This window comes from Bacillus sp. URHA0034, from assembly GCF_056280405.1.
Genome location: NZ_JBWCDK010000002.1, coordinates 1,707,451 through 1,729,784, shown reverse-complemented (window position 1 = coordinate 1,729,784; position 22,334 = coordinate 1,707,451). Strand labels below are relative to the sequence as shown.

General features: G+C 37.4%; 25 protein-coding genes. 14 read left to right on the top strand and 11 right to left on the bottom strand.

The features are described 5' to 3' along the window. Positions 1 to 43: 43 nt before the first annotated feature. From ACZ9EE_RS10275 to ACZ9EE_RS10260, 4 genes are read right to left on the bottom strand one after another with little or no spacing between them, the layout of a single operon-like run. Positions 44 to 1,087 (bottom strand): YheC/YheD family endospore coat-associated protein, encoded by a 1,044-nt coding sequence (locus ACZ9EE_RS10275; protein ID WP_476026756.1) that lies wholly within the window; start codon positions 1,085 to 1,087, stop codon positions 44 to 46. Further along, positions 1,084 to 2,448 (bottom strand): YheC/YheD family endospore coat-associated protein, encoded by a 1,365-nt coding sequence (locus tag ACZ9EE_RS10270; RefSeq protein ID WP_476026754.1) that lies wholly within the window; start codon positions 2,446 to 2,448, stop codon positions 1,084 to 1,086. The genes ACZ9EE_RS10275 and ACZ9EE_RS10270 overlap by 4 nt, the downstream gene beginning before the upstream one ends. Further along, positions 2,426 to 3,529: a YheC/YheD family endospore coat-associated protein gene (locus ACZ9EE_RS10265; protein ID WP_476026752.1), complete on the bottom strand. Its 1,104-nt coding sequence runs from the start codon at positions 3,527 to 3,529 to the stop codon at positions 2,426 to 2,428. The genes ACZ9EE_RS10270 and ACZ9EE_RS10265 overlap by 23 nt, the downstream gene beginning before the upstream one ends. Before the next feature lies 1 nt (position 3,530). Then, positions 3,531 to 4,910: a YheC/YheD family endospore coat-associated protein gene (locus tag ACZ9EE_RS10260; RefSeq protein ID WP_476026750.1), complete on the bottom strand. Its 1,380-nt coding sequence runs from the start codon at positions 4,908 to 4,910 to the stop codon at positions 3,531 to 3,533. Between the two features lie 150 nt (positions 4,911 to 5,060). Between ACZ9EE_RS10260 and ACZ9EE_RS10255 the strand changes: the two genes are divergently transcribed. The 4 genes from ACZ9EE_RS10255 (at position 5,061) to ACZ9EE_RS10240 (ending at position 9,056) form a co-directional block, all read left to right on the top strand. Further along, a complete protein-coding gene (locus ACZ9EE_RS10255; protein WP_476026748.1) occupies positions 5,061 to 5,408 on the top strand; it encodes a YlbF/YmcA family competence regulator in 348 nt (115 codons plus the stop codon). Between the two features lie 115 nt (positions 5,409 to 5,523). Continuing rightward, on the top strand, positions 5,524 to 6,393 hold the full coding sequence (locus ACZ9EE_RS10250; protein WP_476026746.1) for a Cof-type HAD-IIB family hydrolase: 870 nt from the start codon (positions 5,524 to 5,526) through the stop codon (positions 6,391 to 6,393). Positions 6,394 to 6,625: 232 nt separating this feature from the next. After that, positions 6,626 to 8,137: a coproporphyrinogen III oxidase gene (locus tag ACZ9EE_RS10245; protein ID WP_476026745.1), complete on the top strand. Its 1,512-nt coding sequence runs from the start codon at positions 6,626 to 6,628 to the stop codon at positions 8,135 to 8,137. A gap of 127 nt (positions 8,138 to 8,264) precedes the next feature. Beyond that, positions 8,265 to 9,056, top strand: a complete 792-nt coding sequence (locus ACZ9EE_RS10240) for an enoyl-CoA hydratase (protein ID WP_476026743.1) — start codon at positions 8,265 to 8,267, stop codon at positions 9,054 to 9,056. 32 nt (positions 9,057 to 9,088) lie between these two features. Here the strand turns inward: ACZ9EE_RS10240 and ACZ9EE_RS10235 are convergent, their stop codons facing one another. Then, positions 9,089 to 9,274 (bottom strand): YhzD family protein, encoded by a 186-nt coding sequence (locus tag ACZ9EE_RS10235; protein ID WP_476026741.1) that lies wholly within the window; start codon positions 9,272 to 9,274, stop codon positions 9,089 to 9,091. A gap of 162 nt (positions 9,275 to 9,436) precedes the next feature. Between ACZ9EE_RS10235 and ACZ9EE_RS10230 the strand changes: the two genes are divergently transcribed. The 6 genes from ACZ9EE_RS10230 (at position 9,437) to ACZ9EE_RS10205 (ending at position 17,241) form a co-directional block, all read left to right on the top strand. Next, complete coding sequence (locus tag ACZ9EE_RS10230; protein ID WP_476026739.1) at positions 9,437 to 10,336, top strand: ABC transporter ATP-binding protein; 900 nt, start codon at positions 9,437 to 9,439, stop codon at positions 10,334 to 10,336. After that, positions 10,329 to 11,582, top strand: coding sequence for an ABC transporter permease (locus ACZ9EE_RS10225; RefSeq protein WP_476026737.1), 1,254 nt, complete (start codon positions 10,329 to 10,331; stop codon positions 11,580 to 11,582). Before ACZ9EE_RS10230 ends, ACZ9EE_RS10225 begins: the two co-directional genes overlap by 8 nt. A 111-nt stretch (positions 11,583 to 11,693) precedes the next feature. Next, positions 11,694 to 12,914 (top strand): metallophosphoesterase family protein, encoded by a 1,221-nt coding sequence (locus ACZ9EE_RS10220; RefSeq protein WP_476026735.1) that lies wholly within the window; start codon positions 11,694 to 11,696, stop codon positions 12,912 to 12,914. A 15-nt stretch (positions 12,915 to 12,929) separates the two neighbouring features. Then, a complete protein-coding gene (locus ACZ9EE_RS10215) occupies positions 12,930 to 15,929 on the top strand; it encodes an ATP-binding protein (RefSeq protein ID WP_476026733.1) in 3,000 nt (999 codons plus the stop codon). Positions 15,930 to 15,984: 55 nt separating this feature from the next. Next, positions 15,985 to 16,929, top strand: coding sequence for a 3'-5' exoribonuclease YhaM (yhaM, locus tag ACZ9EE_RS10210; protein WP_476026732.1), 945 nt, complete (start codon positions 15,985 to 15,987; stop codon positions 16,927 to 16,929). Positions 16,930 to 17,052: 123 nt separating this feature from the next. After that, entirely contained in the window at positions 17,053 to 17,241 is a 189-nt protein-coding gene (locus ACZ9EE_RS10205; protein ID WP_476026730.1) for a sporulation YhaL family protein, read from the top strand. A gap of 107 nt (positions 17,242 to 17,348) precedes the next feature. Here the strand turns inward: ACZ9EE_RS10205 and ACZ9EE_RS10200 are convergent, their stop codons facing one another. Continuing rightward, positions 17,349 to 18,224 carry a peptidylprolyl isomerase gene (locus tag ACZ9EE_RS10200; protein ID WP_476026728.1) on the bottom strand — a complete coding sequence of 292 codons (876 nt, stop codon included), beginning with the start codon at positions 18,222 to 18,224 and terminating at the stop codon, positions 17,349 to 17,351. Between the two features lie 223 nt (positions 18,225 to 18,447). Here ACZ9EE_RS10200 and ACZ9EE_RS10195 point away from each other — a divergent pair, with 223 nt between their 5' ends. Together ACZ9EE_RS10195 and ACZ9EE_RS10190 are read left to right on the top strand one after the other, a co-directional pair. Next, positions 18,448 to 18,534: a YjcZ family sporulation protein gene (locus ACZ9EE_RS10195; protein ID WP_160724698.1), complete on the top strand. Its 87-nt coding sequence runs from the start codon at positions 18,448 to 18,450 to the stop codon at positions 18,532 to 18,534. Positions 18,535 to 18,569: 35 nt separating this feature from the next. Beyond that, on the top strand, positions 18,570 to 18,662 hold the full coding sequence (locus ACZ9EE_RS10190; protein ID WP_066251949.1) for a YjcZ family sporulation protein: 93 nt from the start codon (positions 18,570 to 18,572) through the stop codon (positions 18,660 to 18,662). Between the two features lie 97 nt (positions 18,663 to 18,759). Here ACZ9EE_RS10190 and ACZ9EE_RS10185 read toward each other — a convergent pair whose 3' ends face one another. Beyond that, positions 18,760 to 18,939 carry a hypothetical protein gene (locus ACZ9EE_RS10185; protein ID WP_098529757.1) on the bottom strand — a complete coding sequence of 60 codons (180 nt, stop codon included), beginning with the start codon at positions 18,937 to 18,939 and terminating at the stop codon, positions 18,760 to 18,762. Positions 18,940 to 19,218: 279 nt separating this feature from the next. Between ACZ9EE_RS10185 and ACZ9EE_RS10180 the strand changes: the two genes are divergently transcribed. After that, the gene (locus ACZ9EE_RS10180) at positions 19,219 to 19,572 is read left to right on the top strand and encodes a DUF1878 family protein (protein WP_476026724.1); all 354 of its coding nucleotides are present in this window, start codon (positions 19,219 to 19,221) and stop codon (positions 19,570 to 19,572) included. Here the strand turns inward: ACZ9EE_RS10180 and ACZ9EE_RS10175 are convergent. Further along, positions 19,569 to 20,144, bottom strand: a complete 576-nt coding sequence (locus ACZ9EE_RS10175; RefSeq protein ID WP_476026722.1) for an HTH-type transcriptional regulator Hpr — start codon at positions 20,142 to 20,144, stop codon at positions 19,569 to 19,571. The genes ACZ9EE_RS10180 and ACZ9EE_RS10175 overlap by 4 nt on opposite strands. Positions 20,145 to 20,311: 167 nt before the next feature. Then, positions 20,312 to 20,674 carry a YtxH domain-containing protein gene (locus ACZ9EE_RS10170; RefSeq protein ID WP_476026720.1) on the bottom strand — a complete coding sequence of 121 codons (363 nt, stop codon included), beginning with the start codon at positions 20,672 to 20,674 and terminating at the stop codon, positions 20,312 to 20,314. A 165-nt stretch (positions 20,675 to 20,839) separates the two neighbouring features. On the opposite strand from ACZ9EE_RS10170, the gene yhzF reads away from it, so the two are divergent. Beyond that, positions 20,840 to 21,031 carry a membrane protein YhzF gene (gene yhzF / locus ACZ9EE_RS10165; protein WP_476026718.1) on the top strand — a complete coding sequence of 64 codons (192 nt, stop codon included), beginning with the start codon at positions 20,840 to 20,842 and terminating at the stop codon, positions 21,029 to 21,031. A 53-nt stretch (positions 21,032 to 21,084) separates the two neighbouring features. Here the strand turns inward: yhzF and ACZ9EE_RS10160 are convergent, their stop codons facing one another. After that, complete coding sequence (locus tag ACZ9EE_RS10160; RefSeq protein ID WP_476026716.1) at positions 21,085 to 21,612, bottom strand: tryptophan transporter; 528 nt, start codon at positions 21,610 to 21,612, stop codon at positions 21,085 to 21,087. 154 nt (positions 21,613 to 21,766) lie between these two features. Further along, positions 21,767 to 22,186, bottom strand: coding sequence for an HIT family protein (locus tag ACZ9EE_RS10155; RefSeq protein ID WP_476026714.1), 420 nt, complete (start codon positions 22,184 to 22,186; stop codon positions 21,767 to 21,769). Positions 22,187 to 22,334 lie beyond the last annotated feature (148 nt).

Genomic DNA, 22,334 nt, shown 5'->3' with positions numbered 1-22,334 from the left:
GCTTACCTTGTCTTAAGGTATATGGATATCTTTTCTTTTCGAATTAGGGGGATTCTTCAATGAGTTGAAGAAATAACCGGCATAGATTATCGATTTTCTTTTTCTCAATCTCTTCTTCATCAAAGCTCATAGGCTTTGAATTTACCTCGTAAATATAATATCTACCTGATTTACTTAATCCTGCGTCAATGGTAAACTCACCGAAGTATCCAAAATGGCTGGATAACGATTTACCGACTCTGGGAATAATCGTCTGAAAAAATACATCATGTTCTTTTGACTTCAATAGCTGATAGGGCAGTAGTCTTCCGCCTGAGGGGATATGAGTTGTAATTTCCTGTTCGTGAGAAAGGCGAATCCCAACTCCTGAAAGGGTGTAATCATCATGATTTGCATGCGCTAAAATTCGAAAATCAAAACGTTTTCCTTCATACTCTGCAGATCGAATTTCCTCCTGAGCTACGTACTGTTTCTTAAGTAATTCTTCGTTCCATTCCTCCCAAAAATGAGTAAAGGATGGGTGGGTTTCTTGTTTACGGATCCCCTCAAGCTGAATTCCTGAAGGGCCGTGCATCCGTATACGCACAATTCCTTTACCCTTTGAGGATTGAGTGGGTTTTAAATAAATGCCCCCGAATTTCATGAGAAAGTCTAACAATTGGGTCTGCCCCTGCACAAGGATGGTTTCCGGTAAATAATCCCGGAGGATGTGATCGCCTTTTAATAGCTGATACAGTTCATATTTGTCGATAAAACAAGGATTAAAAAAAGGTATTTCTTTTTCCTTTAGACGCGAAAATAACCATTGGTTCTTTTCTTCCTGTTCTGAAGTTCGAAACGGGATGCGATTATAGACTAAATCCGGGAAAGGGAAGGACTTTTTTTTCCACCGGTGTTCCTCAGGTGAATAATAATAGCCGTTTATATAATCAGCTTCCACATCCTCCGGTATAAACACAAAGCTTATTCCATTAAGTGAAATAAGCTTTTTTTGGATTTCTATAAATAATGGACCATTCCCGGCAATAGTTCCCTCTGCTTTCCTTGATGTCAAGATGCCAATCAATGGCGTAGTGTGGGTTTTCATTTGAATATTTCCTCTGGGTGTAGTAAGGCCTGTTCAGTTAGAAAAACGGCAAATGCAATGGATAATTTCCGGGTTAATAAATCAAATTCCTTTAATTCCGGATGACTAAAAATCGACCTTCCAGGTTTTGAATTCGCTTCAAACAGCCAAACATCTCCGTCTTTGTCAATTCCTAAATCAAAACCAATCTCACCAATAATACCCTCGATATTCTTATCTAAAGCCTTACTTAGCAAAAGCGCGGCCTCACTTAGTTTTTCACTGAAATGTTTAGCTTCTTCTACGGGGAAAATTTGACCAACTGTTTTAATTTCCCCGCCGCTTCGTGCATGGGTGGTTACACTGCCTTGCCCGGCAATTTTTCCGGCAATGGCTGTTATCTGCCATTCACCATGTTCGTCCTTATTGGTATGGACGCGGAAATCAACTGAGCGTTGATCGATTCTAAGCAGATGAATCCCTTGTTGGACTAACATTCTATCTAGTGAATGCTTTGCAAACACTGTTTGGAATAATCGTTCCAAGCTGGAGAATTTTCGTAAACGATTAATCCCTGCATCATCTTGATACCGGCAATAATAATCGTTCGTGTGTTTGTCGAAGATTATTTGATGAACCCCATGACCTAGACTGCCATTCTTTGGCTTTATAAAAACTTGACCAAACTTGGAAAGCATTGTTTCAATTGAGGAAAAGGATGTAAACGGAAAGGTCTCAGGTAAATAGGCTGTAACTGATGAATCTTGCTGAAGTCTTTCATAGATATCAAGTTTATTAAAGAATCCAGGGTTGTACCATGGAATCAGATATTCCTTTTGGAGCCGATTTCTCACTTTAAGTAATTTTGGATTTTCCTCACTTTTTCGATTCGGCAGGCGGTCATAGACCACATTTGGGAAAGGCACTTCGACTGTTTGCCAAGTATTCTCCTGAAAAAAGTATCCTTCTATCGTTCCCTGCTCCCAATTAATATGCTGCTCCCCAAAAACAAAGGCATGCGCACCAACAGTCCGATTGACAGAAAGCAGTTTCGCAAAAAATAAGGTTCGTTCACCAATTGGCTGTTCTGGGTATGAAGTAAATCCTGCAGTAAAGATTCCAACTAACGGACCAATATAAAGAGCCTCATCCTCGAGAAAGGCATGTAAGGGAACTTTAAAATAGGGAAACTGGATCGTCTCTTGGATTTTCCTGCTGATGACAATTCGATCATCTTTGTCAGGATGGGGGTAAAAATTGACTTCCATTGATTTTGAGCCAAAAGCGATTCTTTTAATTTCTTTATCCTGTAGCAGTTTAGAAGGACAAAAGACAATTAACTGATCATTTTGTGCCACTTCAATGAGATAATGTTTTCTCATAATAGACCTTCCTTTCCGTTTGATCATTCTCTGAAAGGTATTTTCCGTAAAGGAGCGGTTTGGTGTATAGGGACTCTTGTAATTCTGGATTCGCCGATAAAAGTACTTTTCTGCCTGGTTTAGAGTTAATATCAAGTATCCAAATCGATCCGTCCTTGGCAATGCCGATATCAATACCAATTTCAAATAGAGGCATAAACGCATTTTCTAGAGGAGAAGGGAGACTGGCAAGAATATAATTAAGCTCCTGCTGTAAATACTCTCCTTTAGCAGGCGGCAGCGAAATGAGCCAATCTTTAAAATTGATTACATTCCCTCCTGCAGCTAAGTTTGATAGAATTCCGCCTGTAGTTCCAATCCGAATTCCTCGCCCTTGTTCTCCCCAGATTCCCAGTTCATTTTTTTGCAGCAGAATCCGGATATCAAATGGCTTGTGTTCCTTATTTGATAATTCCAAATACGGCTGCAATAAATAATTCCGCTGTTTTAATAGAAGCTTTAACCATTGACAAAGCTTTGCTTCATTTGGAAAGATCCTTGAAATAATTCTTTTTTGTTTTTCTGTCTTAACATGTATCGTTTTTTCATTTTTCTTTAAATAATAAATACCGTACCCTTGGGAACCATTAATCGGTTTTAAAATTACTTTTTTCTTTAGCGTAAGTTCAGTTAAGATACTTTCAACATCTGAAACAGCTTGTGTTGAAGGTAAATAGGATGCTAGAGTAGTCGTTTTTAAAGTTTGATATAGTTCCAATTTATTTGGTAATCCATAGCCTAAAAAGGTAATATCACTTCGGCTTTTTAACCATGTGACGATCGACAGACATTGTTTAGAATGTTCATCCTCACCGTAAAAACAGCGATCATAAATAATAGTTGGGATTGGCAGGCTGCATTCCAGCCAAGAGTTTGTGTTTGAATCAAACTTCACCCCTTTAACATGGAGGTTATGGGGATTGATATCGGAAGGGATAAACCTGAAAACCTCCATCTTCAATGACTCTGCACGGGTAGCCATCTCATTTATATACGCTTCTTCACTTTCCATATTTAATGTCATAATGCCAAATGTTAACAATTTAAATTTCCTCCTTTATTACGGCAGTATCAAATGCAAGAATGGTACAGAACTGGATAATAGCCTTGGCAGAGGGTCTGATTTTTGTTAAACCATCCTCAAAATTTTTGGATGGCTTAGAATTCACCTCGATTAACCATGGTTTTCCTTCTTGGTCAACGCCAATATCGATCCCAAGTTCCCCGACAATGCCTTGTGAATTTCGGCTTATAATCGAGGCCGTCTCAAGTGCCAATTCCTTCATTTGGGCTAGTACTTCTAAAGATTTTTTATCGTTTATGCACGTTCTTAATGCATTTAATGGCCGTGTAAGGGTACCGCCTCTTGCTAAATTAGAGACAAACTCTTGATTCGCGGCAATCCTTGCTACAGTTGAAGTTGCCTTCCAAACGTTATCCAGGTTTTGATGGCATAAAACTCTGAAATCCATCGAAGATGATTGATAGGACAACAATGGAATACCTTGTTGAATAATATAAATACGATTGTGAATAAGTGGCTTGATTTGTTGAAAGAGTTCATCTAAAGAAAACTGTCCCGCAGGTTTAGCTGTCAAGGATTTTAACGAGGTTTCAAGAGAGTAAAGAGAATCTTTGCCACAAGTAACTTTAATAATATTTCTGCCTTGACTTCCATGGATAGGCTTTAGAAAAAGGGTATTATATTTTTGTGCCAGTTCATAAAAGTGATCTTTCGAAAATAGTTTTGTTTCGGGTAGATAGGAATCCAGATTCCTTTCACTTTTTAGGTGTTCGTAAACTTCCCACTTCGAGAGAAAGCGGTCGTTAAAAAACGGAATTAATAATCGCTTAACTTTTTCTCGGAAATCTTTAAAGTCCTGTTTAAACTCCCGTGCTCTAGAATGAATCCGATTATAAATAACATCTGGGGCAGGCAGCTGTGCAGCCGTCCATTGTCCGTCTTCCAAGTAATATCCTTGACTTAAAAACTGTTCATAGGAAAAGACGTAAAAGAATCCGCCATCCTCACTAAGTCCTTGTTGAAGTTCCTCACAAAACAAATGAATAGAGCGGAATTTTTGTCCATTGGTTTTGTGTTCAATTGAATCTGTCAATAAAGCTGCGACGGGTCCGAGCTTTAAGGTCTGACACTCTGGGACAATCATTGCTTTAAATTTAATGGGGTGAATAGGGAGGTAAAAGGATTCCATAAAGTCTTCAGAAAAATGAATTGTATAGTCTGGCAAGTCTACGGTTTGAACTATTGCAGGAATGGTTTTTCTGCCAATGGTGATGTTTAGCTCACTGTGCTGGTTTAATTGTAGCTGCTTACATAATTGGTCAGACATTTGGATAACATTCTTATCTTTGTCTGTTAATTTTTTCGGTACAATTACGATCGAGGTTAATGAAAATGACATACTCACTCCTCATTTTCTTGGATATTGGGCATTAGTTGATATAAGTAATTTATGTAAAGGCTTGAGGAATGGTGATTTGAACATTCTCGCAATAAATAGAATAGTTTGTTATAGTTGTGTAGATGTTTATACAAAAAGGAGTGGCTTAACATGGCAGTTAATTTATATGATTCCGCCTACGCATTAGAAACAGCAATTCGTCAAAGTAATGAGTATATACAATTACAGCAGGCTTATAGCGAAGTAAATTCAGACCCTCAAGCAAAACAAATGTTTGATCAGTTTAGACAAATGCAGATGAATTTGCAGCAAAAACAAATGATGGGCCAAAACATTTCTGAACAGGAAATCCAGCAGGCTCAATCAACTGTTGGCCTTGTCCAGCAGAATCAAAAAATAGCCCGTCTAATGGAAGCGGAACAGCGAATGAGCATGGTGATTGGTGAATTAAACAAAGTTATTATGAAGCCATTGGAAGATTTATACGGAAACCTCTAAATTAGTTGAAAGCCTTCGGTCCCAAAACCGAAGGCTTTCTCTTTTTGTTCTATAAATTTGTGAAAAGTCATAAAAGTGATATAAAGGTAATTCACCAAGAACAGGGGGCAACATAATGATTTATCGCTTGCTTGCGCTAAATATTGATGGCACGCTTCTCCAATCGAATGGCAAAATTCATAAATCAACTAAGGAAGCAATCGAATATGTTCAGCAAAAAGGGATTTATGTCACACTGGTTACATCGCGAAGCTTCCCTTCAGCTAAGAAGGTGGCGAAGGCGTTAAAAATAACAGCACCCCTTATTACCCACCAAGGGGCATTTATTGCAAGTACGGTGGATAGACCTGTCTTTGTAAAAAGAATTAATGAGGACATCATATATGATGCGATTCGTTTTTTAGAAGCATTGCCGTGTCAAATCAGGCTAGTCCATGAGCAATTTTCATTAGCTAATAAATTAAAGCTTAATAATCAGTTATTGGCTAAAACTGTGTTTACTTCAGGAGATCCCGTTTTCTATTCCCAGCAATTTGTGTCGTCTTTAAGTGAGTATTTACACGACCAGCCAGTTACATCTCCTAAAATAGAGGTGTATTTTGAAGATGAGCGAGACCTTAGCGATGCAGTCCAGGCATTAAGAAAAATGTTTACCGAAATTGAAGTGATACAATTGGATCCATTGAGGTTGGATATTGTCCCGGCCGGTGTTTCCAAGCTAACTGGATTATCGTACTTAGGCAATCAAATGGGGATCAAGCGAAGTGAAATGGTCTATATTGGTGATGGACTTGATGATATTCCATTAATCGAAGCAGCGGGTCTTGGGGTTGCGATGTGGAATGCTGATTTTGAGGTAAAAAGGGCTTCCGATTGGGTAACAAGATCGAAAAATGAACATGGTGTCGCCTACATGGTAAAAGAACACTTCCGCAAGCAGCAGCCTATTGAATTTTTAAGAAAAATGAAGATCATTAAAAATTAAGTAAACAGAGATATCATGGCTAAGGCCTTGATATCTCTGTTTGTTAATGAACGTTGAGAATTGTCCAGCTCGGCGTCTAGGAAAAAATGAACTGCTCTTTCCTTGTTCAAGGCGCTGCCGCTTTTCCATTTGACCTTGTTTTCTTGATTTTGTACACTTAAGAGAGTTTAGTATGTCTAGCACAAGCAGCAATGAGGGATTCTTGTGTTTTTTAAATGAAAGGTGATTAACTTTGGAAATTTCGATTATTGGGATTGAGGATATAAGATTCAACCGGCAATTGCAGCTAATTGCCAATTTGTTTTTTGAGGAATCTGAGATTTTGATGGGGATTCACAGCGATGCAGATGTTCAAATAACGTTTTCACTACAGGTCCAAGATATTGTATCTGTAGAAGCGGAATTAAAGGATCAGAATGGAAAAGTACTGACCACTAATTATCATAAAAAAATGATTTTATCAGATACCGAAAAGGAACAGTTTAAACAAATTAAGAATGCAGTAGCTCATGTTTATTTGACCCTACTCCAAGACTGGACAGGCATTAAACAAAAATGGGGGATTTTAACAGGGGTTAGACCTACAAAATTACTTCATCGGAAAGTGCAGGAAGGCATACCGCAAAGAGAGGCGCATCAGCAATTAAAAGAGGATTATTTAATTAGTGATGAGAAGATTGAGTTGATGCAGCAAATTGTTGACCGCCAGCTTGCTGTTGTTCCTGACCTATACTCGCTGCAAAAGGAAGTCAGCATATATATCGGTATCCCGTTTTGTCCGACAAAATGCGCTTATTGCACATTTCCTGCTTATGCTATTAATGGCAGGCAAGGTTCTGTCAACTCTTTCTTGGGAGGACTTCACTATGAAATGCAGAAAGTTGGTGCTTGGCTAAAGGAAAAAGACGTCAGAATCACAACGGTTTACTATGGTGGCGGCACTCCCACTAGTATTACAGCGGAAGAAATGGATATGCTTTACGAAGAAATGTATACTTCGTTTCCTGATGTTGAAAACATTCGCGAAATTACGGTTGAGGCGGGGCGCCCTGATACCATTACACCTGAAAAGCTAGAAATCCTAAAGAAGTGGAAGATTGACCGGATTAGTATAAATCCACAATCCTATACGCAAGAGACGTTAAAGGCGATAGGAAGACATCACACTGTTACGGAAACAATTGAAAAGTACCATCTGGCCAGGGAAATGGGCATGAATAATATTAATATGGATTTAATTATTGGTCTTCCGGGTGAGGGATTGGATGAATTTACCCATTCTTTAGCAGAAACAGAAAAATTAATGCCTGAATCGCTGACCGTTCATACGCTATCATTCAAGAGAGCTTCAGAAATGACAAAAAATAAAGACAAGTATAAGGTTGCCTCGCGTCAAGAAGTAGAAAAAATGATGGAACTTGCAGAAGATTGGACCAAAGCTCATAAATATGTACCATATTACTTATACCGTCAAAAGAATATCCTTGGAAATCTTGAGAATGTCGGGTATTCTTTCCCTAATCAAGAAAGCATCTATAATATTATGATTATGGAAGAGCAGCAAACCATTATAGGACTTGGCTGTGGTGCTGCAAGTAAATTTATTGATCCGGTCACAGGGAAAATCACTCATTTTGCCAATCCCAAGGACCCTAAATCGTATAATGACAACTTTGAAAAATACACGCAAGATAAACTTACGATTCTAGAAGAATTATTCTCAGAAAACGGTTCCCCTGCTTAAATAAGCGGGGATTTTTTTGTTCCCTTATCTTTCTTATGAAAATTCGATATATTTTGAATGCTTATTTTTATTGTAGTCAATTCCATATATAATGGAATTGAATGAATAATATGGGAGGAGATGTGCCATGTCTATTAATTTTGTAACGGATAAGGTGAATTTGCGAGTGAATGGCCGTGTTGCCACGATTGAATTAAACCGGCCTGAGGCATTAAACGCAATGGATACGGACGTTATAAAGGGGATGGTTTGCAAGCTGAAGGAAATTAGTGAGTCTGATGAAATTGATATTTTGGTCATAACAGGAAAAGGAAAAGCCTTTTCAGCCGGCGGTGATATAAAAACCATGCTGTCCAATATGAATGAGGTGGATTTCTTTCCAGTGATGGATTACATCAGCGAATTAATTATTACTTTATATAGCCTGCCAAAACTAACGATAAGTGCTGTTTCAGGTGCAGCAGCCGGTTTAGGATTTAGTTTGGCGCTAGCGACTGATTATATTATCGCAGATGAAACAAGTAAGCTAGCGATGAATTTTATTGGTATTGGCTTAATTCCTGATGGAGGAGCACACTTCTTTTTAGAAAAAAGATTAGGAGAGACCATGGCTAAGCAGGTTATTTGGGATGGGAAAATGTTAAGTGCCGGCGAAGCATATAAAAAGGGGTTAATCCAAGAAGTAGCAGAAGGCAGCCTTCAGGAGACGCTAGAAGAAAGGGTACAAGATTGGTTGAGCCGTCCAGTTCAGGCGATGATTAAAACCAAAAAAATAATGGCTGAGAAGAATCGTCCACAATTACTTAAAGTACTGGAATTAGAGAAATACGGCCAGCAAAAAATGCGTGAAACCCTTGACCACCAAGAAGGAATCCGGGCATTTCTTGAAAAAAGGAAACCGAAGTTTATAGGGAAATAAAGCAAACAAAGAAGCCCGCGGGCTTCTTTGTTTTATGAATGAAATAATAAAAGCTTGCCGCTAGGTGAAGTTAGTCGATGTGTCTTTTCTAGTAATTGTTTTTCTTGTAATAGTTGTTCTCCTTGTTTCTTTGCGGCCTCATCATTTTCAGCTTGAAGATTCTCTTCTAATAACTTTTCACCATTTGTCTCGAAGGCTGTTAATTTATAAGTTTTCATCGACAATCCCCCTTATTAATGTTTAATAGGAGCCGGCGTTTTATGAATGCAGCCGTTTCCATTTCGATTTTATTTTCACACAATTCTTTAAATTTTTCAAAGTAAATAATTTGAAACCAAATTATGGTATATTCGTATTAAAGAATGAAAGGGGTGCGTAATATGGTACTCAAACTTGAGCATGTTACCAAAAGGTTTGGTCAATTTACGGCGGTTAATGATTTATCCATAACGGTACCTGAAAAAGAGATGTTTGGATTCTTAGGGGCAAACGGCGCGGGCAAAACGACAACATTTAGGATGATATTAGGACTACTGGATAGTTCGGGAGGTCGTATTACTTGGGATGATCACCCCATAGATTATTCCACCAGTCATTTGGTCGGCTATTTACCTGAGGAAAGAGGCTTATATCCAAAATTAAAAGTACGTGATCAAATAGTCTATTTAGCAAGACTAAGAGGAATGCAAAAGACTGAGGCAATAGTGGAACTAAAATCGTGGTTAGAGCGTTTTAAAATTTCAGACTATGAGAATAAGAGGGTTGAAGAACTTTCAAAAGGAAACCAACAGAAGATCCAATTTATTGCCGCAGTTGTCCATAAGCCTAAATTATTAATCTTAGATGAGCCCTTCAGCGGACTTGACCCTGTGAATGTGGAGATGCTAAAGGAAGCGGTTTTAACCTTGAAGGAAAATGGTGCAACGATCGTGTTCTCGAGTCATCGGATGGAGCATGTAGAGGAGATGTGTGAACACCTATGTATCTTGCAAAAGGGCAGTCCGGTCGTAAGTGGCTCTTTAAAAGATATCAAACGTGAATTTGGCAAAAAGAATCTAGTGATTCATGCAGACTTTTCTTTAGACTTATTGAAGAACTTCCCTGGGGTAGTTAAAGCTAAAGTGACAATGGAGGGCATTCACCTGCAAATTAATGGAGAGGAAGTTGCGGGGAAAATCCTTAAAGACATTGTCGATAAAGGGTTTATTCGCAAATTTGCTCTAGAAGAGCCGTCATTAAATGATATTTTTATTGAGAAAGCAGGTAATTCTTATGAATAGTTTTTGGATTATCCTATTTCATACATACCTTAACAAGCTCAAAACGAAATCGTTTATTATCACGACAGTATTATCCGTTGTAATTGTCTTAGCGATAACGAACATTAATAATATCATCGATTTATTTGATAAAAATGGCGGAAAGGAAAAGGTTGCCGTAATCGACCAATCCGGCCAGCTTTATGAGCCATATAAACAGCAAATAAAAAATGTAAATAAAGATATTCAACTGACTTTTTACAAGGGCAGTGAAGAGCAGGCTGAAAGATTGATAGAAAAAGGTGAGTTTGCGGGAGTTATTCAACTGCATGTAAACGAGCAAAAGCTGCCTGAAGCTACCTTTAAAGCCATGAGTATCGCCGATTCGACTTTATATACTGATCTTCAAACAGGATTACAGCAGCTTAAAACGATGCTTGCAGCCTCACAGATTAATTTAGCGCCCGATCAGCTGCAAAAGCTTTATGAACCGGTCTCGTTTAAAAAAATTGCTCTCGAAAAAAATGCAAAAACGGAAGAGGAGTTAAACCAGGCAAGAGGGTTAGTCTATGTCTTGTTATTTGTAATCTATTTTTCCGTTATCATGTATGCCAACATGATTGCGATGGAAGTTGCAACCGAGAAATCTTCACGTGTTATGGAGATTTTAATCTCAAGTGTTTCTCCAATTAAACAAATGTTTGCCAAAATAGTGGGAATTGGTTTATTAAGCCTGACCCAATTAGCCATTTTCCTAGTGGTTGGTTATTATTCATTTATGAGAAATATGGAATCATTAAAGGATGGTTTTTTTGGGGTATACGGTCTAGGAGAAATCCCAACTGGGACAATTATGTATGCTGTTATTTTCTTTATTCTTGGTTATTTTCTTTATGCCACACTCGCAGCCTTTTTGGGGTCGCTTGTCAGCCGGATCGAAGATGTACAGCAGATGATTACACCAATGACCTTAATGGTGGTTGCCGGCTTTATGATTGCCATGTTTGGTCTTGGTAAGCCTGACGCTCCATTTATTACTGCAACATCCTATATTCCTTTCTTCACACCGATGATTATGTTTTTACGTGTAGGTATGCTGACGATCCCAGCCTGGGAGGCAATATTAGGCATAATCATCCTAATAGCAACCATTACAGTCCTCGCTATTTTTGGTGCAAGAGTGTATCGCGGCGGTGTCTTAATGTATGGAAAATCTAACTCCTATAAAGACATTAAAAAGGCATTACAGATAACAAAAAACGAATAAGAATAAAAGAGTCTTGCCACCCATTTGGTAAGGCTCTTTTGTTTAGAACATGCATTCGCATTTTAAAGTTAAAGGTGCTACAATGGAGAAAAGTGGTGAAAGGAATATTTTATGAAAAAGATATCGTTTATACATGCAGCCGACCTGCATTTAGACAGTCCAATGATAGGCTTAAAGCAGTTGCCGGAAAATATCTTTAATCGAGTAAAAGAGAGTACATTTACTGCATTGAAAAAACTAACCGTTACTGCGATTGAGCGGCATGTTGACTTTGTCATTATTGCAGGAGATTTATTTGATGGTGAGGATCGCAGTTTACGTGCACAGGCTCGTTTTCGTAAAGAAATGCTTAAACTTAACGACGAAAAAATCCCCGTATATATCGTGCATGGTAATCATGACCATTTGAACGGCTCTTGGGTTCACCTTGACATGCCAGAAAATGTTCATGTTTTCGGCAGCAAGGTTGAAACAATGGAGTTGCAGACAAAAAGAGGTACCATCGTCCATCTTTACGGGTTTAGTTATGGAACCAGACATATTTTTGAGCGGAAAATCGATGAATACCACAAAATGGAGGGCGCTGACTACCATATTGGGATCCTTCATGGAAACGAGAGTTCCGGGACAGACCACGATAATTACGCACCATTTACAGTTAAGGATCTCGTCCAGAAAAATTTTGATTATTGGGCGCTTGGACACATCCATAAACGTTCTGAATTGTCTTTGAATCCACCGATTATTTACCCCGGTAATATACAAGGAAGAAATAAAAAGGAGTCGGGAAGTAAAGGATTCTATCATGTTACTTTTACAGATGAGGATGCGGAAATGGACTATATTGAGGCTTCAGATATTATTTGGGAGGAAGTAACCGTTAATGCCGAGACAGCAGTGAGCTTCGACGAACTCTTTCATTTATGCCGTATAGCCATTAATGAAATAAGAAGGGAAGGTAACGGAACACTACTAACCCTTATGTTAAAAAACACGCAGCTTGCTGATATTCGCGAACAGAAAAGTATCGATAATGAATTGCTTGAACTACTCTTAGAAGACGAAAGTGAAGAAGAGTCCTTTGTTTGGGTGGCAGATTTGAAATTCACTGAAAAATCGCCTTTCGATAAAGAAAAAATAAAAACGGAAGCCAATTTTTACGGGGAACTATTTGAGATCATTGGACACTTTGATCAAACTGATCAAGCTTTAGCGCCACTTTTTGAGCATCCGTTAGCGAGAAAATACTTACCACATTTAGAAACAGCAGAGAAAGATGAATTACTTAAAAAAACAGAAAAATTATTAATTGAATTACTTTACAAGGCCTAATGAAGGAGCAGAGGCATGAAAATTCTTGAAATATACATATATGGATACGGCCAATTAGAAAATGTAACAATTAAGTCTCTTTCAGATTATCAAGTTTTTTATGGCGAGAATGAAGCTGGGAAGTCCACCTTGATGGCCTTTATTCATGGGATTTTATTCGGTTTCCCAACCAAACAGTCATCCGAGCTGCGCTATGAACCAAAACATAGCACTAAGTACGGTGGAAAGCTTAGAATTTATCATGAAGAGCATGGATTCGCTGTGATTGAACGTGTAAAGGGAAAATCAGCAGGGGATGTAAAGGTGATGATGGATAGTGGAGCTATCGGTAGTGATGAGCTCCTAAAACAATTGCTGGGTAACTTTGATAAAAGCTTGTTTCAAGCCGTTTTCTCTTTTAATTTACAGGGGCTTCAGAACATTCACCAAATGAAGGGAGAAGAAATTGGTAAGTTTTTATTCTCAGCGGGAACCTTGGGCACTGAGCAGCTGGCGAAAGCTGAAAATTTTTTACAAAAAGAACTAGATGTACGATTTAAGCCATCAGGTAAGAAACCAAGTTTGAATGAAAAATTACAGGAACTTCATGAATTAAAAGGTCAATTAAAAAAGGCTGCGGCTAAAAACAACGAATATGAGGAACTCCTACGAAAAAAGGATACATTGCGTCAAGAGATCTTTCGAAGTAATGGGGCAATTCATGAAACTAGTGAAAAGATCAATAAACTAAAAGAATGGAAGAGAATCGAATCCGTTGTAAAAGAAGAAATTTGGACCGAAAAAGAGCTAGAGGAGTTAGGGACAATCGATTTCCCAGCTCGCGGGATTGAAAGACTGGAAAAAATAAATCAGTTGATTCATCCCGTTAAAGCCGAAATTACCAGTATCACCAATAGAGTAGAAGGTTTACAGGAAGAATTAGCCGGTATCGACCCTGATCTTGAGTTTCTAGAAAACGAGCCCTCCATTTTAACATTACTTGACCAGGTTCCTATTATTGAACAATTAAGGATAGAGAAAAAGCAATCAGAACAGAAACTCTCAGAATATGAAGAAAAGCTTTCGAGCACAAGAGAAAAGCTTCATTTGCCTTTATCTGAGGATGAAATCCTCATGATTAATACAAATATTTACATGAAAAATCAAGTTGAAATGGTTACTCGTAAAAAACAAAAGTTAGAAGAGGTAAAGGAAGAATTAGATAGTCAATATCAAGAGGAAAAAAAGGCGCTTGATCAGATAGAAAAAGAGGTTCGTTTCGCTGAGAGTAAGATATTGCCCCAAAAAGAGAGAATTCAAATCGAGGAGCAGGTAAGTCAGAGGAATGATAAACAGAGCTTAGAATGGGAATTAAAATCAATACAAGAAAAAATAGAATACTACCAACATGAAAATGAACGAAATCAGGCGGCAAAAAACAAGCTGCAAAGTGATCGAAGGCTTCAGTTGTTTCTCTTTGAGTCAATTCTATTTGGAGTATTCTTATATGGGCTCTTTACTAAGCAATGGTTCCTGCTGGCTGTTGGTTTATTAGGGTGTATTGGTCTTGTGCTTTTTTGGGTGAAAGGAGCAAAACAGACTAAAGATGACAGCATTTTGCATAAGATTACTGAATTAAAAGAAAAGGAAAAAACTTTGCAGCAAAAGCTTCAAACATCCGAATATCTCGATGCTGCATCTCTCGAGAATCAAATTCTTGTTGATAATCAAAGGCGTCAGGAATTGCAATTGTTAAAACTAAAACTAAAGCAGCAGCAATCCCTATTTGAAAAGATTATCTCTAAATTTGAGGACTGGGAATTAGCAACAGCACAAAATAAAGAAAAACTCCTTTTTATTAGTAAGGAGTTAAGTATTCCTGAATATATTGCTGTCAGTTTTTTAGCCGAGGCTTTTGCCTATATTGAACAATTTAAATCGATTTGTCGAGAGAAAAATCAATTTGCACTTAGGATAAACGAAATTAATCATCAACAGTCTTTAGTAGAGGACGGCTTAAGATTGTTTGAAATGCGCTTTTTACAAGAAAAGGGCCATGATTTACACAATTCAGCCTATCTATTACGAAACAAACTCAAGGAAGAACATGAAAAGCTAATCATGAGCAAAGAGAGAGCAAAGAAGTTAGAAGAACTTAAAGCAGATTTAACTCAAAAAGTACAAGAACTAGAACTTCTACAAATAGAACATCATAAACTCTTACTTGCTGCAAAAGTAGATTCAGAACAGGAATTCTACTTATTGGGGGAAAAGGCACAAAAACACGAGGAACTGCTTGAGAGACGGCGCCAGCTGCACAACCAGCTCCAATATTCTCTCCTCTCAGAAGTGGATAAGGAGGGCTTTTTGTCCATATATGACTATGAGGGGTTAATCAAGCAATACGAGCTTGAAATACATCAATTACAAGAAAAGCTGAAAAAGGATCGAGACGAAATGGCTGCCATCAATTTTGAAATTCAAGTTCTCGAGGAGGGTGGGGTGTACGCTGACATCCTTCATAAATTTAAACAAAAGAACCATGAATTAGAAGAGGCAGCCAAAGAATGGTCTGTCTATCGTTTGGCGCAAGCGGTATTGGCGGAGACTGTTGATAAATATAAAAACGTGCATTTGCCAAGAATGCTTGCAAAGGCAGAAGAGTACATGTCTTTTTTAACAGATGGAAAATACAATAGAATTCATATGCAAAAGTCAGGGACAGGTTTTCTAGTTGAACGGGATGACCACACTGTCTTTGAAGCAAATGAGTTAAGTCAAGCAACAACTGAACAATTATATGTTTCGATTCGTTTGGCTTTGGCTACAACACTTTATGATAAATATCAGTTTCCTATTATCATCGATGATAGCTTTGTTAATTTTGACGCAAAAAGAACGCAAAAGGTAATTGAACTTCTTAGTGGATTGAAACAAAATCAAATCCTATTTTTTACTTGTCATGTTCATTTATTATCGTATTTCCAAAAGGAAAATGTTCTTTGTTTGCAAAAAGGTACTGTTCAGACTACTTAATAGAGTACTAGCTGGATATGATATACTCTAATTATCGGAAGGGAGAGTGGATAGGTTGAGTAAGGGTATATTACAGTATGATGTTGGGGAACAAGTTGAATTATACCTTCTAATAAAAAGTTCCACAAAGGGAATTGCCAGTAATGGTAAACCATTTTTAACATTAATTCTGCAAGACCAAAGCGGGGAAATTGAGGCGAAGCTCTGGGATGCTGGGGTGGATGATGAAAAGAATTATTCAGCACAGACAATTGTAAAAATACTTGGGGAACTTCAAAACTACCGTGGGAAAAGTCAGTTGAAAATCCGCCAAATTCGAAAAACCGGCCCTTCTGATGGGGTAAGGCTTGATGATTTTCTTGAAACGGCACCTGTTAGTCAGGAAGAAATGATGAGTAAGTTGACCCAATATATATTTGAAATGAAAAATCCGAATATCCAAAGGGTCACCCGTCATTTAATAAAAAAGCATCAAAAAGCTTTCTTGGAATATCCTGCAGCAACGAAAAATCATCATGAATTTGTTTCAGGGCTTGCCTATCATGTTGTCAGTATGCTGGACTTGGCCAAAGCCATAGCTTCCTTATATCCCAGTCTTGATAAGGATTTACTCTATGCGGGAGTAATTTTGCATGATATGGGAAAGGTTATGGAATTATCAGGTCCCATTTCAACCACCTATACTATTGAGGGGAATTTACTTGGACATATTACCATTATGATCACCGAAATTGGTAAAGCAGCTGAGGAACTAGGTATTACAGGGGAAGAAGTATTAATCCTCCAGCACCTGGTTTTAAGCCATCATGGTAAAGCGGAGTGGGGAAGTCCCAAACCACCTTTGATAAAGGAAGCGGAAATCCTTCATTATATTGATAATCTTGATGCAAAAATGAACATGCTCGACCGGGCCCTAGAAAGAGTCAAGCCAGGGGAGTATACAGAGCGCATATTTGCCTTAGATAACCGTGCATTTTACAAGCCGGTGTTCCATAAGTAACACTAAAATAACCCGATCTGGGTTATTTTTTTTGGAAGAAACGAATATTCTAGGTTGAGACCAAATATGCTGTAGTAAAAGAAAACTAAAGTGGACAAACATTAGTGAAGGGAGCAGGGGACATTGACAATACCTATTTGGATTTATGCAGTGGTGGCAGGAATAGTAATCAGCGCCCTAATGGCGATTAAAACAGGGCGGGAAGAGAGGCAAGTAGAAATGGAAAGTATCGAGCGTGAAGGAGAAATTTATATTAAACGACTCGAGCGTGAAAAGGAAAAACGTGAGGAATTGAGTGCACCAGGTGAATAAATGACGGGAAGAAAGCACAGTTATAAACGATTGACAATAAAAAAAGCGGAAGCCCTGATATGGGCTTTCGCTTTTTTATGTTAATAACTCACCGTACCTTCGCTTTTTTATTGCGCAGGAGTAGTTGTTGTTGGATTTAGAGCATCTTTTAAGTCTTTGTCATTTACTTTAACATCAGCTGCTTTTAACTCAGTCTGCATGGCTTTGTTAATATCATCACTTGTTAGTTTAGATGATTTGACCTGATATTCAATATCTTTCTTCATTGCATCATAAGACTTCTTCTCTTTTTTCTCAGTAACTTGAATGATATGATAACCAAATTGTGTTTTTACGGGTGCACTAATTTCATTTACCTTAAGAGCGTAGGCACCTTTAATGAAATCAGCATCGTATTGGTCTTTATTTGTATTATTGATAGTACCTAGATCACCGCCATTTTGAGCCGAAGCAGTATCAGTTGAATATTTTTTGGCAAGATCCTCAAATTTTGCACCGGCATCAAGCTGTTTCTTAACGTCAAGTGCAGTTTTTTCATCTTTAACAAGAATGTGACGAACCTTAATATCAGGCTGGTAGGAAGCATAATAATCCTTTAATTCTTTGTCTGTTACCTTAACATTTTTCATGGCAGCCTTTTCTTGTAACATGCCGAGTTTCATGGTTTTTTTAAGGTCAGCTTCGTTTTTATATCCGTACTGTGCAAGAGTCGCATCAAAATTTGTACCAAGCTGTTCCTTTAGGTCGCTTACTTTTGCATTTAGCTCTGCATCTGTTACTTTGTACTTTTTAGATAGCACCTTTTCAAATACAAGTTGTTGAAGGGCTTGCTGACCGTATTTGTCCTTCATTGTATTGTATAATTCTTCTTGAGTAACATTCCCAGCCTTACTTTCTGCCACTTTTTCAGAACTAGTTTGATTACATGCACCTAATGCAAGTACACTTCCAGCCATTGTAAGGGCTAATATCCATTTTTTCATGCTGAAATCTCTCCTAAATAGTTAAATTCTGTGAAAAGGTTTGTCCACAATGTTTACTATAACATAAATGGGTACTGCTGCAAAAATAAAAGTGTAAGTGTTTATCGAAATTTCAAACAAAATAAGCTTCTTGGACTTTTCCATAAAAAATAAGCTAAGTGCCTAAACGAAATGAAACCTCCATGAATAGTATATCTTAGCAAATGAAAAAGGAGGTTTTATGATGAGTGGAGGATATGGCGGAGGATTTGCTCTAATTGTAGTCCTTTTCATCCTATTGATTATTGTTGGGGCTTCTTGGGTTTATTAATTTAACAAAATGATAATACGAGGGGAGGTTAAATTATGTCTGGTGGAGCAGGTTACGGTGGAGGATTTGCATTAGTTGTAGTTCTTTTCATCTTATTGATTATCATTGGAGCTTCTTGGGTTTACTAAGAAAAAAAGTTATAAACAAAAAGCGATGAGAATTACCTCATCGCTTCGCTTTTTTTATTCTAACGTTTATGATTACATATCCAAATTTTTTTATGGATTATGTATAGAGGATTTCCAAATATGAAGAAATCAATAAAATGGTAATGAGCACATTAATGGTACGGAATACCTTATGCTGGTTCTCTTCCGGTATCTCCTTTTGGATACAAAGGGAATTGGTCATTTTATTTACATAGAATAAAATAAAAATTGCGAAGACAATAAAAATGGAGATCATCGATGATTCCCTCCCAGATGGTTACTTATGTTTTTTTCCAGCGATACAAGTTTCCCAAATACCTCTGGTGCAGCTTTTAATCTTTCGCTTCCACTTTTTTATACAATATCAAAAAAAATAAAAAAAAGATAGTAAAAAAGAATGGAAGTTTTCTAATTTTTATGGAGTCGAAATATTTGCAATTATTTTTATGATTACAGGATAAAAAGGTTTACCCATCCCTCTAAAAAGTGAATAATAAACATAGGGAAAGTATGGTATTGAAAAGAGGCGTTAAGTATGAATGAACATGATTTTCTATTGCAAAGGATTAATCTTCTTGAATTTCATCAGAGATTGTTAATAAAATTAATAAGCAATCCCCATTATGACTTTTTTCGGTTAATCATTGAAAACGGACTTTCGGAGCGGGAAGTTAACAATTTCTACCGTTTGTGTGATGAATTAAGCGTGAAACTTGCAGAACAAAAAGCGGAAGGCTACGTTCATTTCCATCCGCTTCTTAATCAATTATCAGCTTCGCTGCCTGCTCCTTTAAAAATTGAAGAGGTCGTGAAGGCGTGCTTGCAGCAAAAATTGTTCGAACCTCTTTTCATGGAGTTACGAAAGTACCTAGAAGACAGGGCATATTAAACTAGATTCTGTTCCGTTTTTTTAATCTTTTTCAATGTGCCATTATCTTCAACAAACTCACTTTCAATATTATGGAAAGAACGCTCAAAGATTTCCATAAAATCTTCACCATAAATATTGCGGACAATGGCCATCATTTCAATTATATCCGGAAATTTTCCATATAAATCTCTAAGTGGTAACGCCCCTGTATAAACAGCATTACCTTTTGGCTGATAAGTTTCCATTGATTGAAGCAGAATCTCTTCGCCTTTGTCAGTCAGTTGAATATAGGTATTTCGCTTGTCATTTTCCTTTTTTGAAAATTTCAGCAATCCTCGTTCTTCTAACTTTTTTGAAAAATTAAAAGCTGTTGAGACATGCATGACTCCAAATTTTGCCACGTCTGAGATGGAAGCTCCATTCAAATGATAAGCGATCCAGAGAATATGATGTTCATTAATATTTAAATCGTAGGGTTTTATCCATTGCTGCCAATCTTTTTCAATTGATTTCCATAGCGCTTTACTTAATTGTGTAATACGCTGACTAAAAATCATTGCTTCCTTTAACGAATATTGTTTCTCAGTCATCCCCATTTTCACCTACTTTTAATTTCTCTTTTTATCATTATGCCAATAAAATAAAAATTAATAAAGTATAAATTCACAAAATTTTTAGAAATTGCACAATTTTTATCTTGATTTTATGTTTTTTGGGTAAAAACCACTTAAAATGAAGTTTTAGAAGGCTAGTTAGATTATTTATTATTATCTGAAATTTCATCTTCCAATTCTTGAATGGTTTCTTTCATTTCAATAATTTCTTTTTGAATCTGCTCCTGTTGAGGGCGTACTTCTTCTTCCCATTGTGCAAGAGCCATTTTAACATCCGTTAAAAAAGTTGAAATTTGTGCACGTCCTTCTTTTGATGCATGAACAGCAGATTTTTTGACATCCAATAAGTTTTTCTGTATGACTTGTAATTGATTTAGAAGGATCTGCGTATTTTTCTTCATTTGACCCCTGGTTACTTTGCCTGAATTTGGTGCAGTCAGTAATACACTAACGCCGGCGGCAAGCCCTCCTGTCATAAAACCGTAAAGAAATGATTTAACTTTCATTTTACTTACTTCCTCCAAATTGGCTATTTTAAAAAAATCATCCTTTATAGAGTAATTCCCTCTACCTTTTCCTCCTAAACAAGTCCTTCATAGGAATGGACGATAAATCATATAAATAGTTACAACTATTGTTCGTAGAGGATCCAAGTAGGGAGGAACAAAGGGATGAAGACTGCAGCTGTAATTTTTTTTAGTTTAAGTGCGCTCCTGCTCTTTGGAACACTTAAATATTTAGTAAGCTTAAAAAGACCTGGTGTTTATCCACCAAAACAAGTCTTAAAGAAAAGAGCAGCCGGGCTAGCTGGATTTGCCTGTATTTGTCTGTTAATTGCGTTATTGCTATCGTATTTACACTAGAAGTAATTTAAGAAAAGAACCCTAGAGGGTTCTTTTCTTAACAGCTAAAGTGATTACTTCTGAATCACGGATGCTGATGTTAATTTAGTTCTCTTAACAATCGATTGAGCTACTGGATACAAAATAACCATAACGACCGTATTTAGAACAGTTGCCGGTAATACAGCTGCTACGAATAACGCTGTAAATGGGGCAGGTAAGCTTGCAATAAAGAAGGCTGCACCTAAAAATATGCTTCCTGATACCAATGTACCGATTGCTGTTAAGGCTCCGACACCAATAATCGAATTCCGGTATTTGTTTAAGGCTAAGAATAAACCGAAAAAGACTAATGCAGTAATCGGCTTTTCGATGATATTTGGAATTGTACCTCCAGGAAAACTTGTTGTGATGCCAGACAATACACCCGTTACGATCGCTAGCAGCATGACACTTTTGATCTCCGGAATAAGAATAATTCCTAAAAACATCATGGCAAGCATCATATCCGGCTTAATACTAAGGAATGCTGGCATTACTGTATGCAATACAACCCCTATCCCCGCCAAAAGTGCTAAAACGACAAGATTCTTTGTATTCATTTCTCATCTCTCCTCTGCTATCCTAAGCTATTTGTTTCTCCTGCAGTGCACTGATTGCCTGCAGCGAAAAACTTACACCCATTATACCATATTACGATAATATTTTTAAAGAAATAATTTTCAGAAAATTTATCTTTAACCCTTGTTAAATGAACTATAGTTGTTTTTGAATCTTTGCTGCCATGTCCTGTAACATTTGTGGGGTATAATCACTTTGATTGTTTTTCCAGACAGCGCCGAAGCCATCCCCTTTTCCATAGCGCGGGATCAAATGCAAATGGAAGTGGAAGACCGATTGTCCTGCATGTTCACCATTATTATTAACCGAGTTTAACCCGATAGGTTCAAATTCCTTTTTTAACGCATTAGCAATAGAAGGTACTACTTCATATAGGTTTCTGGCAATTTCTGGTGTCAACTCATATAAGTTTTCTTTATGTATTTTCGGAATTACAAGGGTATGTCCTTTGGTTACTTGACTGATATCTAAAAAGGCAAGAACATGTTCATTCTCAAAAACTTTTGCAGCCGGAATTTCACCGTTGACAATTTTACAAAAAATACAACCACTCATAACATACAGCCCCTTTTAAAATGTTTGTATTATTTTACCATGATTAACCTAAAAAGAAAAAGACAGGATCCGCGTGGAATCCTGCCTTCCCGAAGGGGAATGCTTCAAATCTGCGTTCATTTAGGAATGTTCTTTGATAAACACCTCA

Bases quoted from the DNA above. Each gene is read 5' to 3' on its own strand.
- ACZ9EE_RS10275 (WP_476026756.1), bottom strand. From the start codon at position 1,087: ATGAAAACCCACACTACGCCATTGATTGGCATCTTGACATCAAGGAAA.
- ACZ9EE_RS10225 (WP_476026737.1), top strand. From the start codon at position 10,329: ATGAATAGTTTTTGGATTATCCTATTTCATACATACCTTAACAAGCTC.
- ACZ9EE_RS10240 (WP_476026743.1), top strand. From the start codon at position 8,265: ATGTCTATTAATTTTGTAACGGATAAGGTGAATTTGCGAGTGAATGGC.
- ACZ9EE_RS10180 (WP_476026724.1), top strand. From the start codon at position 19,219: ATGAATGAACATGATTTTCTATTGCAAAGGATTAATCTTCTTGAATTT.
- ACZ9EE_RS10170 (WP_476026720.1), bottom strand. From the start codon at position 20,674: ATGAAAGTTAAATCATTTCTTTACGGTTTTATGACAGGAGGGCTTGCC.
- ACZ9EE_RS10160 (WP_476026716.1), bottom strand. From the start codon at position 21,612: ATGAATACAAAGAATCTTGTCGTTTTAGCACTTTTGGCGGGGATAGGG.
- yhzF (WP_476026718.1), top strand. From the start codon at position 20,840: ATGAAGACTGCAGCTGTAATTTTTTTTAGTTTAAGTGCGCTCCTGCTC.
- ACZ9EE_RS10155 (WP_476026714.1), bottom strand. From the start codon at position 22,186: ATGAGTGGTTGTATTTTTTGTAAAATTGTCAACGGTGAAATTCCGGCT.
- ACZ9EE_RS10220 (WP_476026735.1), top strand. From the start codon at position 11,694: ATGAAAAAGATATCGTTTATACATGCAGCCGACCTGCATTTAGACAGT.
- ACZ9EE_RS10235 (WP_476026741.1), bottom strand. From the start codon at position 9,274: ATGAAAACTTATAAATTAACAGCCTTCGAGACAAATGGTGAAAAGTTA.
- ACZ9EE_RS10175 (WP_476026722.1), bottom strand. From the start codon at position 20,144: ATGACTGAGAAACAATATTCGTTAAAGGAAGCAATGATTTTTAGTCAG.
- ACZ9EE_RS10260 (WP_476026750.1), bottom strand. From the start codon at position 4,910: ATGTCATTTTCATTAACCTCGATCGTAATTGTACCGAAAAAATTAACA.
- ACZ9EE_RS10185 (WP_098529757.1), bottom strand. From the start codon at position 18,939: ATGATCTCCATTTTTATTGTCTTCGCAATTTTTATTTTATTCTATGTA.
- ACZ9EE_RS10200 (WP_476026728.1), bottom strand. From the start codon at position 18,224: ATGAAAAAATGGATATTAGCCCTTACAATGGCTGGAAGTGTACTTGCA.
- ACZ9EE_RS10230 (WP_476026739.1), top strand. From the start codon at position 9,437: ATGGTACTCAAACTTGAGCATGTTACCAAAAGGTTTGGTCAATTTACG.
- ACZ9EE_RS10215 (WP_476026733.1), top strand. From the start codon at position 12,930: ATGAAAATTCTTGAAATATACATATATGGATACGGCCAATTAGAAAAT.
- ACZ9EE_RS10250 (WP_476026746.1), top strand. From the start codon at position 5,524: ATGATTTATCGCTTGCTTGCGCTAAATATTGATGGCACGCTTCTCCAA.
- ACZ9EE_RS10270 (WP_476026754.1), bottom strand. From the start codon at position 2,448: ATGAGAAAACATTATCTCATTGAAGTGGCACAAAATGATCAGTTAATT.
- ACZ9EE_RS10255 (WP_476026748.1), top strand. From the start codon at position 5,061: ATGGCAGTTAATTTATATGATTCCGCCTACGCATTAGAAACAGCAATT.
- ACZ9EE_RS10190 (WP_066251949.1), top strand. From the start codon at position 18,570: ATGTCTGGTGGAGCAGGTTACGGTGGAGGATTTGCATTAGTTGTAGTT.
- ACZ9EE_RS10195 (WP_160724698.1), top strand. From the start codon at position 18,448: ATGAGTGGAGGATATGGCGGAGGATTTGCTCTAATTGTAGTCCTTTTC.